Source organism: Komagataeibacter oboediens, assembly GCF_003207815.1.
GTDB classification, from domain to species: domain Bacteria; phylum Pseudomonadota; class Alphaproteobacteria; order Acetobacterales; family Acetobacteraceae; genus Komagataeibacter; species Komagataeibacter oboediens.
Genome location: NZ_NKTX01000050.1, coordinates 1 through 15,289, shown reverse-complemented (window position 1 = coordinate 15,289; position 15,289 = coordinate 1). Strand labels below are relative to the sequence as shown.

13 protein-coding genes and 1 pseudogene are annotated in these 15,289 nt (G+C 61.0%); 11 read left to right on the top strand and 3 right to left on the bottom strand.

What is annotated here, in order from left to right; genetic code table 11:
• Window positions 1-107: 107 nt before the first annotated feature.
• A pseudogene (locus tag CFR80_RS13725) lies at window positions 108-992 on the bottom strand (IS701 family transposase); the annotation flags it as partial.
• A gap of 553 nt (window positions 993-1,545) precedes the next feature.
• On the opposite strand from CFR80_RS13725, the gene CFR80_RS13720 reads away from it, so the two are divergent.
• The 10 genes from CFR80_RS13720 to CFR80_RS13675 all read left to right on the top strand — a co-directional run bounded on the left by CFR80_RS13720 (window position 1,546) and on the right by CFR80_RS13675 (window position 11,911).
• The gene (locus CFR80_RS13720) at window positions 1,546-2,949 is read left to right on the top strand and encodes an aminotransferase-like domain-containing protein (protein ID WP_010515863.1); all 1,404 of its coding nucleotides are present in this window, start codon (window positions 1,546-1,548) and stop codon (window positions 2,947-2,949) included.
• A 341-nt stretch (window positions 2,950-3,290) separates the two neighbouring features.
• Entirely contained in the window at window positions 3,291-3,773 is a 483-nt protein-coding gene (locus CFR80_RS13715; protein ID WP_010515864.1) for an MSMEG_0572/Sll0783 family nitrogen starvation response protein, read from the top strand.
• 24 nt (window positions 3,774-3,797) lie between these two features.
• On the top strand, window positions 3,798-4,772 hold the full coding sequence (locus tag CFR80_RS13710) for a Nit6803 family nitrilase (protein WP_010515866.1): 975 nt from the start codon (window positions 3,798-3,800) through the stop codon (window positions 4,770-4,772).
• Window positions 4,769-5,875 (top strand): MSMEG_0568 family radical SAM protein, encoded by a 1,107-nt coding sequence (locus tag CFR80_RS13705; protein WP_010515868.1) that lies wholly within the window; start codon window positions 4,769-4,771, stop codon window positions 5,873-5,875. The genes CFR80_RS13710 and CFR80_RS13705 overlap by 4 nt, the downstream gene beginning before the upstream one ends.
• Complete coding sequence (locus CFR80_RS13700) at window positions 5,875-6,438, top strand: MSMEG_0567/Sll0786 family nitrogen starvation N-acetyltransferase (RefSeq protein WP_010515869.1); 564 nt, start codon at window positions 5,875-5,877, stop codon at window positions 6,436-6,438. The genes CFR80_RS13705 and CFR80_RS13700 overlap by 1 nt, the downstream gene beginning before the upstream one ends.
• Window positions 6,435-7,409, top strand: a complete 975-nt coding sequence (locus tag CFR80_RS13695) for a sll0787 family AIR synthase-like protein (protein ID WP_010515871.1) — start codon at window positions 6,435-6,437, stop codon at window positions 7,407-7,409. The genes CFR80_RS13700 and CFR80_RS13695 overlap by 4 nt, the downstream gene beginning before the upstream one ends.
• On the top strand, window positions 7,406-8,584 hold the full coding sequence (locus CFR80_RS13690) for an MSMEG_0565 family glycosyltransferase (RefSeq protein ID WP_010515872.1): 1,179 nt from the start codon (window positions 7,406-7,408) through the stop codon (window positions 8,582-8,584). Before CFR80_RS13695 ends, CFR80_RS13690 begins: the two co-directional genes overlap by 4 nt.
• Window positions 8,572-8,859 carry an MSMEG_0570 family nitrogen starvation response protein gene (locus CFR80_RS13685; RefSeq protein ID WP_010515873.1) on the top strand — a complete coding sequence of 96 codons (288 nt, stop codon included), beginning with the start codon at window positions 8,572-8,574 and terminating at the stop codon, window positions 8,857-8,859. Before CFR80_RS13690 ends, CFR80_RS13685 begins: the two co-directional genes overlap by 13 nt.
• A gap of 16 nt (window positions 8,860-8,875) precedes the next feature.
• Window positions 8,876-10,123 (top strand): MSMEG_0569 family flavin-dependent oxidoreductase, encoded by a 1,248-nt coding sequence (locus CFR80_RS13680; protein ID WP_010515874.1) that lies wholly within the window; start codon window positions 8,876-8,878, stop codon window positions 10,121-10,123.
• 15 nt (window positions 10,124-10,138) lie between these two features.
• Window positions 10,139-11,911, top strand: coding sequence for an AMP-binding protein (locus tag CFR80_RS13675; protein WP_110507531.1), 1,773 nt, complete (start codon window positions 10,139-10,141; stop codon window positions 11,909-11,911).
• Window positions 11,912-12,056: 145 nt separating this feature from the next.
• Here the strand turns inward: CFR80_RS13675 and CFR80_RS13670 are convergent, their stop codons facing one another.
• Window positions 12,057-13,427, bottom strand: coding sequence for an NAD-dependent succinate-semialdehyde dehydrogenase (locus tag CFR80_RS13670; RefSeq protein ID WP_010515877.1), 1,371 nt, complete (start codon window positions 13,425-13,427; stop codon window positions 12,057-12,059).
• Window positions 13,428-13,443: 16 nt separating this feature from the next.
• Entirely contained in the window at window positions 13,444-14,568 is a 1,125-nt protein-coding gene (locus CFR80_RS13665) for an alkene reductase (protein ID WP_010515878.1), read from the bottom strand.
• Window positions 14,569-14,683: 115 nt separating this feature from the next.
• Here CFR80_RS13665 and CFR80_RS13660 point away from each other — a divergent pair, with 115 nt between their 5' ends.
• Window positions 14,684-15,046 (top strand): winged helix-turn-helix transcriptional regulator, encoded by a 363-nt coding sequence (locus CFR80_RS13660; protein ID WP_010515879.1) that lies wholly within the window; start codon window positions 14,684-14,686, stop codon window positions 15,044-15,046.
• Window positions 15,047-15,289: the final 243 nt, after the last annotated feature.

The window sequence follows — 15,289 nt, the reverse complement described above, 5'->3', positions numbered from 1 at the left end:
CACTCGCATATAACTGCAAAAGAATGGCACGGCTTCAGGCGGCATAAGCCGGGTCAGCCTCGACCTTATAACCCTCAAAATGGCCAACCCGACAGACTGATAGGGCAGTCAAATTCCTCAGCATCCAGATCGGCAAGCGGAAGATACGCCCAGTCGTATAACCGCTCGCCCTTTGTGCCGCTTCCCGCTGACAGACGGCACCAGGCCTGCTCTGGAAGATTTGCGGCAATATCTCTGGCTTCTCCTGCAATCAGCGGGCCTGTCGCCCATGACCCGAACCAGTGATTGCCTCTGACCCCCAGGACATATCCAGTTCCTGCCCGGCGAAGCGTGCGTTCCACATCACCGACGCCATACACGCTGTCTGCTGCAACCCAGCGAAAGGGCACACCGGCCTCAATACTCCGCTCAATCATCATCGAGGCTAACGCCGGTTTGGTTGCAAACACCACGTCATCGGGAACGTGGGCCTGCTTCAGGCGCTCACGGTTCGACGTCCAGTCTTTTGGAAGATACAGAGCGCGGTCAACAAAGGCATGGCCCCGCGCCGATACATAGATGACAAATACACCAATCTGGCAGTTCGTAATCTTGCCGACAGACCCAGTATACTGTCGCCCCACACCGCAGGACGCCTGACCTTTCTTCAGAAAACCGGTCTCATCGATGACCAGCACACCATCTTCAGTGCCCAGATGCTCGACCACATGCACCCTGACGACATCACGAAGGGCATCGGCATTCCAGTGCCCGCGCCCCAGAAGCGCCTGTTGCCGCCATGGACCGGGATCTCCTGCAGCTTCCGCACGCATCCATCCCGTCTTGCGTGGTTCATTGCCAATCAGAACGTCAAGGAAGGCGCACGCAGAAGCCGCAACACGCTTCTGCGTAAACAACGGCGCGATCCGCTCCCTGGCGGACCAAAGCCCGGACGCCCACAAATCCAGCGTATCTTCAACTGACGCACCGCCACTCATCATATCCTGAAGCATGGTTCCCCATAGATTCAGAACTCAACACAAAATGCAACTGTAGTGCTAGTATCTGCTGCCTCATATTTTCTAACCGAAACCGGACTTACTGCTTCCCCTCCCGTTGCCGTCATTTGACGATATGGACATGCGAAGCGTTTATGTGGCCGGTCCTACGTAGACTTTGCTTTGATTGCCATCCATCGCCGCCCTACAGTTACTGGCAAAGGCTATCTGTTTGGGAACTCGCTGTGGAATCAAGGCCACCACGATATTCAAGGAGCGCACTCCGGACGCAGCGTCAACTGCGACCAGCAAAGAGATAACGGAACGATACATTTTGCCTATGAACCTATTGGCTCCGGATCGAACGGATGTGGATCTGGTCGGATCGCTTTAAACAGTGAGTGATAGGGCTACGTGAACTTAACTCTTTGGACAGGACATTAACGCGACGAATTGGCGTGATGACCTGGATGGCATACCCAACCATAATCTGTATCGATCATTATTGCACGGATTGTATGGTATATGGTCGAATGGAATCTCATCGAATGTATGGAAATTCCATCCCATGTCCGCATACCCCTATCTCGCCCACTGGAAAGAAGAGATCAGCCGGAGTCCGAACGCGATTTACATGACGCTGGCCGATGCCCTGGCGCTTTCCATCCGCAAGGGCGACCTGCGGGAAGGGGACAGGCTACCGCCACAGCGAACGATCGCAGAATATCTTGGCACCAATCTGACGACCGTGACCCGCGCGTTTACCGAGGCCCGACGGCGCGGCCTTATTGACGCGACGGTGGGTCGGGGCACCTTTATCCGTGTTGGCGCGGGGGAGAGTCATTGGCGTCATACCGGCCCGGCTGTGGTTGACCTGACCATGAACCTGCCGCCGATCCCGCAGGAACCGCCGTTGCAGCGGATCATCCAGAACGACATCGCGGCCATCCTGAAACAGCAGGATCTGAACAGCCTGATGTCCTATCGGGTTACAGGCGGCACGCTTGAAGAACGCCAGCTTGGTACGAAATGGATCGCGCCCGTCATCGGGCAGCGGCGCACGGACGAAATCCTTGTCTCACCCGGTGCCCAGAGTGCACTGGCGGCGATCGTCAGCACGCATACGCAGCCCGGCGACGTCATTGTTACCGACCGTATTGCCTATCCGGGCATCCGGACCATCGCGGCGCAATTCGATCTCATTCTGGTCGGTGTGGACAGTGACATGGAAGGCATGATGCCGGACCAGCTTGATCGGGTCTGCGCCGAACATCATCCCCGGCTACTCTACTGCATTCCGACCATCCACAATCCCACCACGGCCACGATGTCCCTGCAACGACGCAAGGACATCCTGAAGGTCGCTCAGCGCCATCATCTGCATATCGCCGAGGACGATCCCTACAGTCTTTTGATGGACAATCCGCTCCCGGCGCTGGCAGCACTCGATCATAGCCGTGTCAGCTACGTGGCTACCCTTGCCAAGACGCTCAGCCCCGGCCTGCGCACCGCCTATGTGGCCTTGCCCAATGCGGACATGACCCGACGGGTCGCGGCGGCCATCCGGGCCATTGCGCTCACCAATGCCGGCCTGCTCAGCGCGCTCACGGCGCGATGGATGCAGACAGGGCAGGCACATACAATCCTGCATGCCATCCAGAAAGAACTGCGCCTGCGCCAGTCCATTGCCCGCAGGGTTCTGGGGGAGGGGCATTGCATGAATCCCGACGGGCCGCATGTGTGGCTGAAATTGCCGGACTGGTGGGGCAGTGCGGATTTTGTGGCGTACGCCCGCAGGCGGGGTCTGGCGCTGGTTCCCAGCACTGTTTTCACCATCAGCGGCGAGCCGCCGCAGCGTGCACGGATTGCATTGGGCAGCGCACCGGATGCTGCAAGCCTTGAGGAATCCCTGCATGGCGTGCTGTCGGTCCTGCAACACAAACGCTCACCCGGCTTTGCCGATATTGTGTGACCTGCGCGCAGCGTCTGAAATCGACGGGAACATCTGATTCCGGGGCGCGCCATGCGGGCACATGGAAAAAACAAAAAGGCACTTCATTCACGACTGCGTGATTATAAAATCACGCTAAAACAGACCCTTATGGATGCCCCTTACGATTGTATGGTTGCCGTATATTTTTTGTATGTCTCTGTTTTGGCAGGATGGCGGCATGTGATCTGATTTGAGCCGTTTGTACCCTTTTCATAAGGCATACAATATTTTGGCTCTCTGCCATCCCGTGCCACGTTTGCCTCGGCAACGCGGTCAGCCCCGGCTCCCTGCCGGAGACCGCAGCACACGGGAGAGATACCATGCCGAAAGTCGAACACGCTCCGCATAAAGATGGCGACTGCTTCGTCAATTATGAAAACAAGGTCTTTGGGGACGTCAAAGCCCAGCCCGGCGAAAAAGCCCTTATCACCTTCCACACCGTCGCCAATGAAGGCTCGGTCGGGTTCGTCAACCTGCTGCAGGCCACCCGCCTGATCCGCAAGGGCTTTGAGACGTCGGTGCTGCTGTATGGGCCGGGCGTGACCCTTGGTGTGCAGCGCGGCTTTCCCCGTCTGGGTGATGAAGCTTTCCCAGGGCACATGAACTGCAACAAGCAGATCGCAAAAATCCTCGAAGAGGGCGGCAAAGTCTATGCCTGCCGCTTCGCGCTTCAGGCCCTCTATGGCTACGGCGAGCAGAACCTGATCCCCGGCATCACGCCGATCAATCCGCAGGACGTGCTCGACATCATCCTGCTGGCCCGGCGCGACAACGCCTTCATCCTCAATACCTGGACCCTCTGAAGGCCGAAGGGAGGACCGCAAGCCATGTCCCGTATCGTTCGCGCCGCAGCCATCCAGATCAGCCCCGTCCTTGGTGACGATGGTCTGGGGACTGCCCGGAAAGTCTGCCAGGCCATCCGCGAGGCCGCCGAAAAAGGCGTGAAACTGGCGGTCTTTCCCGAAACCTTTGTGCCGTACTACCCCTATTTCTCGTTCATCCAGCCGGCCTTCCGCTTTGGTGGGGAGCATCTGGCGCTTTACGAGCGCGCCGTCGTCATTCCCGGTCCGGTCACCGACATGGTGGCCGAGGCCGCGCGCCAGACCGGCATGGTCGTGGTGCTGGGCGTGAACGAGCGCGATTTCGGCACGCTCTACAACACCCAGATCATCTTCGACGCCACGGGTGAAATCCTGCTCAAGCGTCGCAAGATCACGCCGACCTACCATGAACGCATGGTCTGGGGGCAGGGTGATGGTTCCGGGCTGAAAGTGGTGGACAGTGCGGCCGGTCGCATTGGCGCACTGGCCTGCTGGGAGCATTACAATCCGCTCGCCCGCTACGCGCTGATGACCCAGCACGAGGAAATCCATTGCGCCCAGTTCCCCGGCTCGCTGGTAGGGCAGATCTTTGCCGACCAGATGGAAGTCACCATCCGGCATCACGCGCTGGAATCCGGCTGCTTTGTTGTGAACGCCACGGGCTGGCTGACGGACGGGCAGATCAAGGAAATAGCGGGCGACCCTGCGCTGGAAGGGCCGCTGCGGGGTGGGTGCTTCACGGCCATCGTCTCGCCTGAAGGGAAGCTGCTCGGCACACCGCTGACGGAAGGCGAGGGGATGGTAATTGCCGATCTCGACTTCGCCCTGATTACCAAGCGCAAGCGGATGATGGATTCCGTAGGGCATTACGCCCGGCCCGAACTACTCAGCTTGCTTCAGGACCGGCGGCCTGCCCGCACCGTTCATTACGTTGGGGAAGCCGATCCGTTTCCTGCATCTACAGATGAGGTTGCGCCATGACCGTTCCAACACTCGGCACGCTTTCCGGCCGCAGGCTTGTTACTGACCTGCAATCCTTCGGACTGCAGATCGGCGAGCACACCGGCGGCATTGCCCGCAAGGGAGGCGCCGGTCCTTCGGATCACAAGACGATTACCATTGCAGGCCAGACCGTCATGGTCCCGGTCTATACATCCGGCGCGCAGCATTCACCATTTCAGGCCAGCCCGCCAGACCAGCACGGGGCCAGCACGCTGCTACGCGATGGGCAGACACTGGGCACGATCCATTTTCCGGCCGCCCCGCGCTTTTATGGCCTGAGCACGGCGGACGGCATTCCCTACTGGAAGATCGCGCTGCTGCATGGGCGCGATACGCTGGCGACCACGGTGCACCAGACCTGCATCCGCTATGCCGACCGGCGCACGTCCTGCCAGTTCTGCGCCATCGGCCAGTCGCTGGAAGCCGACCGCACCATTGCCTACAAGACGCCAGCACAACTGGCCGAGGTCGCCAAGGCCGCCGTGGAACTCGACGGCGTGCGCGACATGGTGCTGACCACCGGCACGCCTAACGTGGTGGACCGGGGTGCAGCCGTGCTGGCGGAATCAGCCCGTGCCATCCGGGCGGCTGTGGATCTGCCGCTTCAGGTCCAGTGCGAGCCGCCGCGCGATCACGACTGGTTCCAGCGCCTGCGCGACGCCGGGGCCGACAGCCTGGGTATGCATCTCGAAGCCGCAACACAGGCGGTACGCGAGAAGATCATGCCCGGCAAGGCCACGGTCAGCGTGGATCGCTATATGGACGCTTTCGCCAGCGCCGTGCCGGTCTTCGGGCGCGGCCAGGTCAATACCTACATTCTGGCCGGTCTTGGCGACAGTGCCGCAGATATTCTGGCTCTGGCTGAACGGCTGATTGCGCTCGGGGTCTATCCCTTCGTGGTGCCGTTCGTGCCTATTTCCGGAACACCGCTGGAAAATCATGCGCCGCCTTCTGCCGATTTCATGAAATCCGTGCTCGCACCACTGGGGCGGATGCTGCGCGAGGCGAACATGAAATCCACCGACATCCGCGCCGGGTGTGGCCGGTGTGGCGCCTGTTCCTCCCTTTCGGCGTACGAATAATGACAGCGATCCTCGAAGGCGTGGACAACCGCCCGTTCATCCCCACGGAATATGTCGTGCGGCTGGCCCGCACGCCGTGGGAACGGGCTGGCCACCATGCGCTGCGCCGCGACGTGTTCTGCACCGAACAGCAGGTGTTTGCGGATGATGACCGGGACGCAATCGACGCGGTTGCCATTCCCATCATCGCGGCGTGCTGCATGGCGGGCATGCCGGACCGGGTGGTGGGCGCGGTGCGCATCCATGAAGCCGAACCCGGCGTCTGGCGCGGCTCCCGTCTGGCCGTCCATGAAGACCACCGCAAACTGGGACGGATCGGCGCGGAACTCATCCGCATGGCGGTCAGCACGGCGCACGGGCTTGGGGCCAGGCAGTTCCTGGCCCAGGTACAGGAACAGAACGTGCTTTTCTTCCGCCGCCTGCACTGGAAAAGCCTTGGAGCCATGACCCTGCATGGGCTGCCGCATCACGACATGCAGGCCGACCTTTCGCGCTATCCGGCGCATGGGCAGGACCAGACATGGCTGCTGCGCCCGCAGCCTCGTAACCGGCAGGTGGCATGATGGCGCGAGAACTGGGCACCCTGCTGCACAGCCTGCGCACAGGCCGCGCTCTAGCGGCCAAGCAGGACATTGCGGAAATCAGCGCCATTCTTGGTCCGGCTAGCAGAGAGGCCATTCGTCTGGGTGATGACTGCGCCGCCATACCGGATGCCGATGGCTATCTCCTGCTGGCCAGCGAGGGGTTTCAGGACAGCTTCGTGCGCGCCATGCCATGGTTTGCCGGGTATTGCGGCGTGATGGTCAATGTCAGCGACATTGCTGCGATGGGTGGCCGCCCCGTGGCGGTGGTGGACGCACTGTGGAGCGATACGTCCGAAGTGGCAGCCTCCATCCTGACCGGCCTGCGTGACGGCGCCGACACCTACGGCGTGCCTGTCGTGGGCGGCCATACCAACAGGCGCAGCACCCATAATTCCCTGTCGGTGGCGATCCTTGGCCGTGCCCGTCATCTGCTGACCAGTTTCGATGCCCGACCGGGCGAAGTCCTGATCGCCGCCATCGACCTGCGCGGCCGCTGGCACGACCCGCACCCGTTCTGGGACGCCAGTTCCGCCCTGTGTGGCACCGAGGGGGCTGCGCGCCTTCGAGATGATCTCGATCTCTTGCCCGGCATTGCCGAGGACGGCCTGAGCCGCGCCGCCAAGGACATCAGCATGGCCGGACTGCTGGGCACCGCGCTCATGCTGGCCGAATGTTCAGGCATTGGCATGACCATCAGGCTCGATGACATTCCACGTCCCGACGATGCACCAATGGAACGCTGGCTGTCCGCATTCCCCAGCTATGGCTATCTGCTGACAGCCCGGCCCGAGGATGCCCGGGCAATTATCGCACGTTTTCAGGCACGCGGGATCACTGCCGCCATCATCGGACAGTGCGATATGACACGACGCCTTGATATCATATGGGACGGGGAGAAAGAAACCTTCTGGGATCTCGCCCGGACGCCGCTCATGGGGTTTGTGTCATGAGTCTGTCCATTGGCATCCTGACCCATTCGACCAATCCGCGCGGTGGTGTGGTGCACGGCATGGCGCTGGCGGAAGCCCTGTGTGACGCGGGCCATGACGCAACGCTGATTGCGCCGGACGTGACAGGGGCCGGTTTCTTCCGCACGCCCCGCTGCGCCACAAACTGCATCCCGGCCGTGCCTGAGACCGACCTGCCAACGCTGGTGGAACGCCGCATTGGCGAGATCAGGGACGCCCTGCGTGGGCAGCATTTTGACGTGCTGCATGCGCAGGACCCGATCAGCGCCAATGCACTGGCCGAACTGGTGGAAGAGGGACGGATACCGGGCTTTGCCCGCACGGTCCACCATCTTGACCATTTCACGCACCCGGTCCTTGCCGCGCGGCAGGAACGGGGGATCAGGGCGGCGGCCGAACTGTTTACCGTCAGCACAATGTGGGAAGATGTCCTGCGCAACGACCATGGCCGCGAAGCCCCGGTCGTGGGCAACGGGGTTGATCCCGTGCGCTTTTCGCCCGTAGAAACCGCGCACGATGCCACGTTGCGGGCGCGGTATCATCTGCCTGCCGATCGTCACCTGATCCTGTCCGTGGGCGGGATCGAGCGGCGCAAGAACACGCTGCAATTGCTCGACGCATTTCTGGCCCTTCGCTGCGAACAGCCTGATGTGCATCTGGTTGTGGCGGGCGGGGCCTCACTGCTGGATCATTCTGCTTACCGCAATCGATTCATGGCGCGTCTGCGCGAAAGCGGTGCGGCCGATCATGTCACCATCACCGGGCCGGTTGCGGATGAAGACATGCCTTCATTCTATCGGCAGGCGGACCTGCTGGCCTATCCATCCGTAACCGAGGGGTTCGGGTTGTGCCCGCTGGAAGCCCTGGCTTGCGGCACGCCTGTTATTGTGCCGGCAATCGCACCTTTCACGGAGCATTTTTCGGCAACGGATGCGCTGTGGTGCCAACCGGCGCACCCCGACACCTTGTTCATGGCGTTGCGCGACGCCCTGCGCGTCGAAAACCGTGACCATTTCCGGGCCAGCGGCTCCGCAACCGCCCGCCGTTTCGACTGGGGCCATGTCGCCAGTCGGCACCTCCCCGCATATCGGTGTCTGGCAGCGCGGTCGCGCACCGATGCCATTGCTTCAGGAGTTCTTTCACCATGCCCGAAATGACCTTTCGCGTGCGCTGGCCCGATGGGAAGGAGACTGACTGTTACTCCCCATCGCTGGTCATAAGAGACCACTTCACGACCGGTCAGGATTATCCGGTCCGGGAGTTTCTTGAAAAGGCGGACACCGCCCTGACGGACGCCAGCGAGCGGGTTCGCGCCCGCTACGGCTTCCCATGCAGCCGCGCCCTTGGCCAGCTTCAGGCCATAAGGCAGACCGGTGCGCCTTTTCTAAACCAGTCCGATGCGCAGGTGCGCATCCTGTCTTTCAGCTATTGAGACGAAAAGAACGACCATGACACAGAACGAGAAAAGCATCCCCGTTATCATCGTGGGCGGCGGACAGGCCGGGCTCTCCATGAGCTGGTATCTCTGCCGCGAGAAAGTGGAGCACATCGTCTTTGAGGCAAAGACGGCCTGCCATTCGTGGGACGATGAACGCTGGGACAATTTTTGCCTGGTCACACCCAACTGGCAGTGCGAACTTCCCGGTCATCCCTACAAGGGGAAAGACCCGCACGGCTTCATGGTGAAGCAGGAAATTATTGACTACGTGAAGGGCTTTGTCGCCTCCTTCAATCCGCCCCTGCGCGAGCACACAGCCGTTACCTCCATCACCCGCCATGAAGGTGGTGGCTATCGCGTGGTGGCAGGTGGTGAGACGTGGCACGCGAAGCATGTGGTCATCGCATCGGGCGCGTATCAGGATGCGGTGATCCCCGGTTACGCCAGCGCGATCGACCCTGCCATCCATCAGGTTCACTCGCAGGATTACCGCAATGCCGCCCAGCTTCCGGACGGCGCGGTTCTGGTCGTGGGCAGCGGTCAGTCCGGTGCGCAGATCGTCGAGGACCTGTTTCTTGAAAAACGCAAGGTCCATCTCTGTGTCGGCTCCGCCCCGCGCGTCTCGCGCTTCTACCGTGGCCGCGACGTTGTGGATTGGCTTGCGGACATGCACTTCTACGATCTTACGGTGGATAATCACCCTCTGCGTGACGGTGCACGCGACAAGACCAATCATTATGTCACGGGCCGAAATGGCGGGCATGACCTTGATCTGCGCAAGTTCGCGAAGGAAGGCGTGGGCCTGCACGGCACGCTGGAGACCATCCGTGACGAAATCGCGCACTTCGCGCCGGACCTGAAAGAAAACCTTGATGATGCGGACAGGACCAATGCCGACATCAAGAAATCCATCGATGCCTATATCGCCCGTGAAGGGATCACGGCCCCGACCGAAGCCCCTTATGTGCCTGTGTGGGAGCCCGATGGCAGTAACACCCCGCTCGACCTGAAGGCGGCCGGGATCACTTCGATCCTCTGGTGCATCGGCTTCCGTCCGAACTATCGCTGGATCGACGTGCCGGTGTTCAATGGGGCAGGCAAGCCGGTCTGGCATCGCGGCGTGACCGATGCGCCAGGGTTCTACTTCCTCGGCCTGCCATGGCTGCACACATGGGGCTCGGGACGGTTCTCCGGTGTCTCGCGCGATGCCGCGTGGCTGGCCAGCCAGATCACCGGCAAAGACGTGGCCGTAGCCTGAACGGAGGACAGCGCCATGCTTCCATGGACAACATATGAGTCGATGTATGACGCGGCCATAAGCCAGCCAGAACAATTCTGGCTGGAGGCGGCACGGCGCGTCACATGGAAGCAGGCACCTGTGACCGCATGCAGGACGCGGGCGGATGGCTGGCATGACTGGTTTCCCGACGCCACGCTCAACACCTGCCATAACGCCGTCGACCGGCATGTGGAGGACAGACGCGGCGGGCAGGCGGCGCTGATCTGGCATTCCTGCGCCACAAAGGAACGGCAGGTGGTAACCTACCGGGAACTGCAGGGCAGGGTGGCCGGGTTTGCCGGTGGCCTGCGATCGCTGGGAGTAGGCAAAGGCGACCGCGTTTTGATCGCCATGCCGACCATGATCGAGACGGCCATCGCCATGCTGGCCTGTGCCCGGATCGGGGCCGTGCATGTGGTGGTTTTTGCGGGCTACGCCGGGCCTGAACTGGCGCGCCGGATTGATGATGTGGCCCCGAAAGTCATCATCATTGCCAGTTGCAGCTTTCAGGGGCAGACGCCCGTAGCGTCCGCGCCGGCCCTGAACGAGGCACTGGCCAAGGCCACGCACCGCCCACAGGCCTGCGTTGTTGTGCAACGTGCAGCGTGTCCGACAGCCCTTCTGCCAATGCGGGATCATGATTTCCATATGCTGGAACTCTCCGCGCCAGCAGAGCCGGTCATGCTGAGATCTGAAGATCCCCTGTATATTCTTCACACGTCCGGCACGACAGGTCATCCGAAGGGTATTGTGCGTGACAATGGTGGCCACGCTGTAGCCCTCGCCCTGTCCATGGAGCTGATTTATGGCTGCAAACCCGGCGATACCTTCTTCACGACATCGGATCTGGGCTGGGTGGTTGGCCATTCCTACGGCGTCTATGCGCCGCTGCTCAGCGGCTGCACCAGTGTGATTGTGGAAGGCGGCGCATCGGCTTCCGCCATCCGCGCGCTTTGCCATGAGCATGACGTGAAATGCCTGTTCACCACACCAACACAGATGCGCCTCATGCGGCAGGAAAGCCGCAACCTGTCAGGGGCCATCCTGCCTGCACTGGCCCGCATTTTCGTGGCTGGGGAATATGCGGACCCGACCCTGCTGGAGTGGGCACGGTCGTATTTTCGCAAACCTGTAGTCAATCACTGGTGGCAGACCGAAACGGGGTGGGGTATTACCGCTCATTTCTTTGGCCTGTCTGAGCGTGAGCCGGTCTCGCTCATGAACGACATCGGGCGGCCTGCACCGGGATTTCGCCCGGAAATCGTGCCGTCCATACCCGGTGAACAGTGCGGGGAAATTGTCCTCTCCCTGCCGCTGCCACCCGGCTGCCTGGCTGGCGTATGGAAGGATGGAGCGATCCGTGTTCCTACAGCTTATCTGGACGAGACCGGACAGTATTATCGCACCTTTGACGAAGGCATGATCGAGGCCAGCCGCGCCGTGCATATGCTCGGGCGTTCCGATGATGTCATCAAGGTCGCAGGACGGCGGATTTCGGGCGTGCAGATCGAAAAGATCATCGCCACCCATCCAGCCGTTCATGCGTGTGCCGTAGTTGCAATTCCGGACGAACTGCGAGGGCAGCGACCTGTCGCTTATGTGGTTCCAGATCCCGAAGCGGAATACGCACCTTCTTCCGAGGAAATCGTTGCGCGGGTCAACGAAGTCCTCGGGCGCTGGGTTGGCCTGAAAGAAGTCCGCTTCGTCAGGCAACTGCCGACCACCGTGTCCGGAAAGATCACGCGGAAGCGCCTGCTGGTCTCCTGACGTGAGCAGTATCGTAATGGATTGGACGGTCTTCTCATACCTGAACATGCGGTGTGGTTGGATCAACCGGGTCGGCTCAGGGTTCGGAAACGCTCTTTCTGCCCCGGACTGGATTTTATCCGGGGCAGAAAACACACATCCCCTATCAGGCGACGCGGATCAGCTTGCGGTTGATGAACTCCTCAATGCCGAGGAAGGACAGTTCGCGGCCAAATCCCGAATTCTTGATCCCGCCAAAGGGCAGTTCCGGGGCGGCGGCCGTGGCCGTGTTGATGAACATCATGCCGGTCTCGACCGCTTCGGCCACCCTTTCTGCCCGGCCAAGATCACGCGAGAACACGGAACCGCCAAGGCCATAGGGGGAATCATTGGCCAGTTCGATGGCCTCATGCTCCGATGCGACCTTATGCACGACCGCAACGGGGCCGAAAATCTCCTGATAGAAGACCGGATTGTCCTTTGACACATTGGTCAGGATGGTCGGTTCCATGAAGAAGCCCGTCCGCTCCATCCGCTTGCCCCCGGCCACCAGCGTTGCCCCTGCCTTGACCGCTTCGTCGGTCTGCGCCAGTGCGGTGTCGAGTGCCTTCCTGCTGCTCATCGGGCCATGGGTCGTGCCTTCGGCCAGCGGGTCGCCGATGCGGAACTGTGTGATGGCTTTCTTCAGCCCCGCGAGGAAGGCGTCATAGACCTTCTCATGCACGATCATCCGCTTGGCGGCCGTGCAGACCTGCCCGTTATTGGCGAACCGGCCCCATGTCGCCCATTTGACGGCCAGTTCAAGGTCCGCGTCATCCAGCACGATGAAGGCATCGCTGCCACCAAGTTCCATCGTGTCCTTCTTCAGCGCCGCACCCGCTTCGGCCGCGACCGTCTGGCCCGCGCGTTCGCTACCCGTCAGGGCGACGCCACGAATACGGAAATCCTTGATGAGTTCAGCGGACTGGTCATTGTCGAGGAAGATGTTGGTATAGACGCCCACAGGTGCACCTGCATCGTGGAACAGCTTTTCAAAGGCCAGCGCGCATTGCGGCACGTTGGGCGCATGCTTGGCGATGACCACGTTGCCCGCCATCAGGTTCGGCCCCGCCACGCGGGCAAGCTGGTAATAAGGGAAGTTCCATGGCTCGATGCAGTAGATCAGGCCAAGCGGCTGGTTGATGATCTTTGCATGGCCTTCCTTGACCTTCAGATGCGTGGGGGCAAGGAATTCTGCCGCACCATCGGCATAGAAGGACAGGATATCGGCGGTGATGTCGATTTCTTCCAGCGCGTCAGGCAGCGCCTTACCCATCTCGGTCGCAATCAGGCGCGCATGCGCCACGCGATCGCGGCGCAGCAGGTCGGTGGCCTTTGACATGATGACCTTGCGGGCGGCGATGTCACGCTTTTTCCAGTCGGTCTTCCACACATGGTCCGCGCGATCGACAATCGCCTTCATCTGTTCGGATGTGTGAAGCTCGAACGTGCGTTCCACGGTTTCCGTGGTCGGGTTGAGGGTCTGGTAAAAACTCATTGGTCCGTTTCCCTATTTATTGATTATGGAAAGGATAGTCGGTGTAGCCATGCGCGCTGCCGCCATACATCGTCGCCGGGTCCAGCAGATTGAGCGGCCAGTTATGTTCCAGCCGCGCGGGCAGGTCCGGATTGGCGATGAACTTCCGGCCAAAGCCGATCATGTCCGCCCATCCATGGCCCAGCACATGCTGTGCCTTGTGCAGGTCGTACCGGCCCGCGCACAGAATGCGGCCGCCAAAGATGTCGCGCACGCTGGCGCGGAAGGCATCCGGCATTTCCGGCGCATTGTCCCAGTCGGCTTCGGCCAGCGAGACATAGGCGATGCCCGCATCCGCCAGTACGCGCACGGCCGCCGTGTAGGTTTGTGCCGGATTGTCCTCCAGCAGGCCGAGATACACGCGCTCTTCCGTGGTTGTGCCAAACAGCGGAGAAAATCGCACGCCCATCCTGTCAGGCGTGACGACGGCGGAAACGGCCTCGACCACTTCGCGCAGGAAGCGCAGGCGGTCGGACAGGCTGCCGCCATAGGCATCGGTGCGGAAATTGGCCCGTTCGGATAGGAACTGGTTGATCAGGTAACCATTGGCGGCGTGGATCTCCACCCCATCGAACCCGGCAGACAGTGCATTGCGCGCCGCCTGCGCATACATCTCCACCAGTTCATGGATTTCGGGGATGGTCAGTGCGCGCGGCATGTCGGGTGGCACCAGTTTTCCCGTGCCCGGTCCCGTGGGGATGAACACGTTCACGCCTGTTGCCGCAACCGCCGACGGAGCGATCGGTGCCTCATGACCGGGCTGCAATGCGCGGTGGGACACGCGGCCTACGTGCCATAACTGCGCGAAGATGGGCCGCCGCTTTGCGTGCACTGCATCAGTGACCAGTTTCCAGCCTGCGACCTGTTCGGGTGAATAGATGCCTGGTGTCCAGGCATAGCCCTGCCCGCGGGGTTCGATCTGCGTGCCTTCGGTAATCAGGAAACCCGCCTGCGTGCGCTGCGCGTAATACTCGGCCATCAGCGCGTTGGGAATGTCGCCAGGCTGGGTGCTGCGGCAGCGTGTCAGCGGTGGCAGGAAGATCCGGTTTTCCAGCGACAGGTCGCCCAGCCGCGCAGGTCCGAATAAAGAAGATGAAGACATGATCAACCCTGTTTACAAATGCAGGCCATCCGTCCGGCCCGCATGTAAACATTGACCCAGCCTGCGGTGTGCGCAAGAACGCACATAAACCGCCACTAGTGTCAGGAATGATACCATGCCCCGCATCCGTCACACCACGCTGGCCTGCAGCCCCGGCTGCACGGTGGAAGCCACGCTCGAACTGTTTGGGGGCAAGTGGAAGGCGCTGATCCTGTATCATCTGTTCGAGGACGGGGTGCTGCGGTTCGGCGAACTGCGCCGCCGCCTGCCCAACGTCACGCAGCGGATGCTGACCAACCAGTTGCGCGAACTCGAGGCCGACGGACTGGTGTCACGCACCGTCTTCCCGGAAGTGCCGCCGCATGTGGAATACGCCCTGACCGATCTGGGAAAGACGCTGAAGCCGGTCATTCAGGCGCTCAAGACCTGGGGAGATCGCTATGCCCATTCTGTCCAGCGGAACAAAGATGGTGATTGAGATTGGCTGAGAATGTTTGCAAAAACCATGGAGACGGCTGGCTTCATTTTCCTCGCGATGGAATAATCCATCATCAGACAGACCGAGATTTCGGGAAATACGATATTTGGTGATTATCTATCGCCGAAGTATTGATCGCCTTCAGAGCCCGATCCGAAAGTTTTTCAAGCTTGACAATGCCTTGCTGTCCGTCGTGTGAGCATGCGGATCGAGGCGATCAATGTCCATGCGGTTGAGGACGCA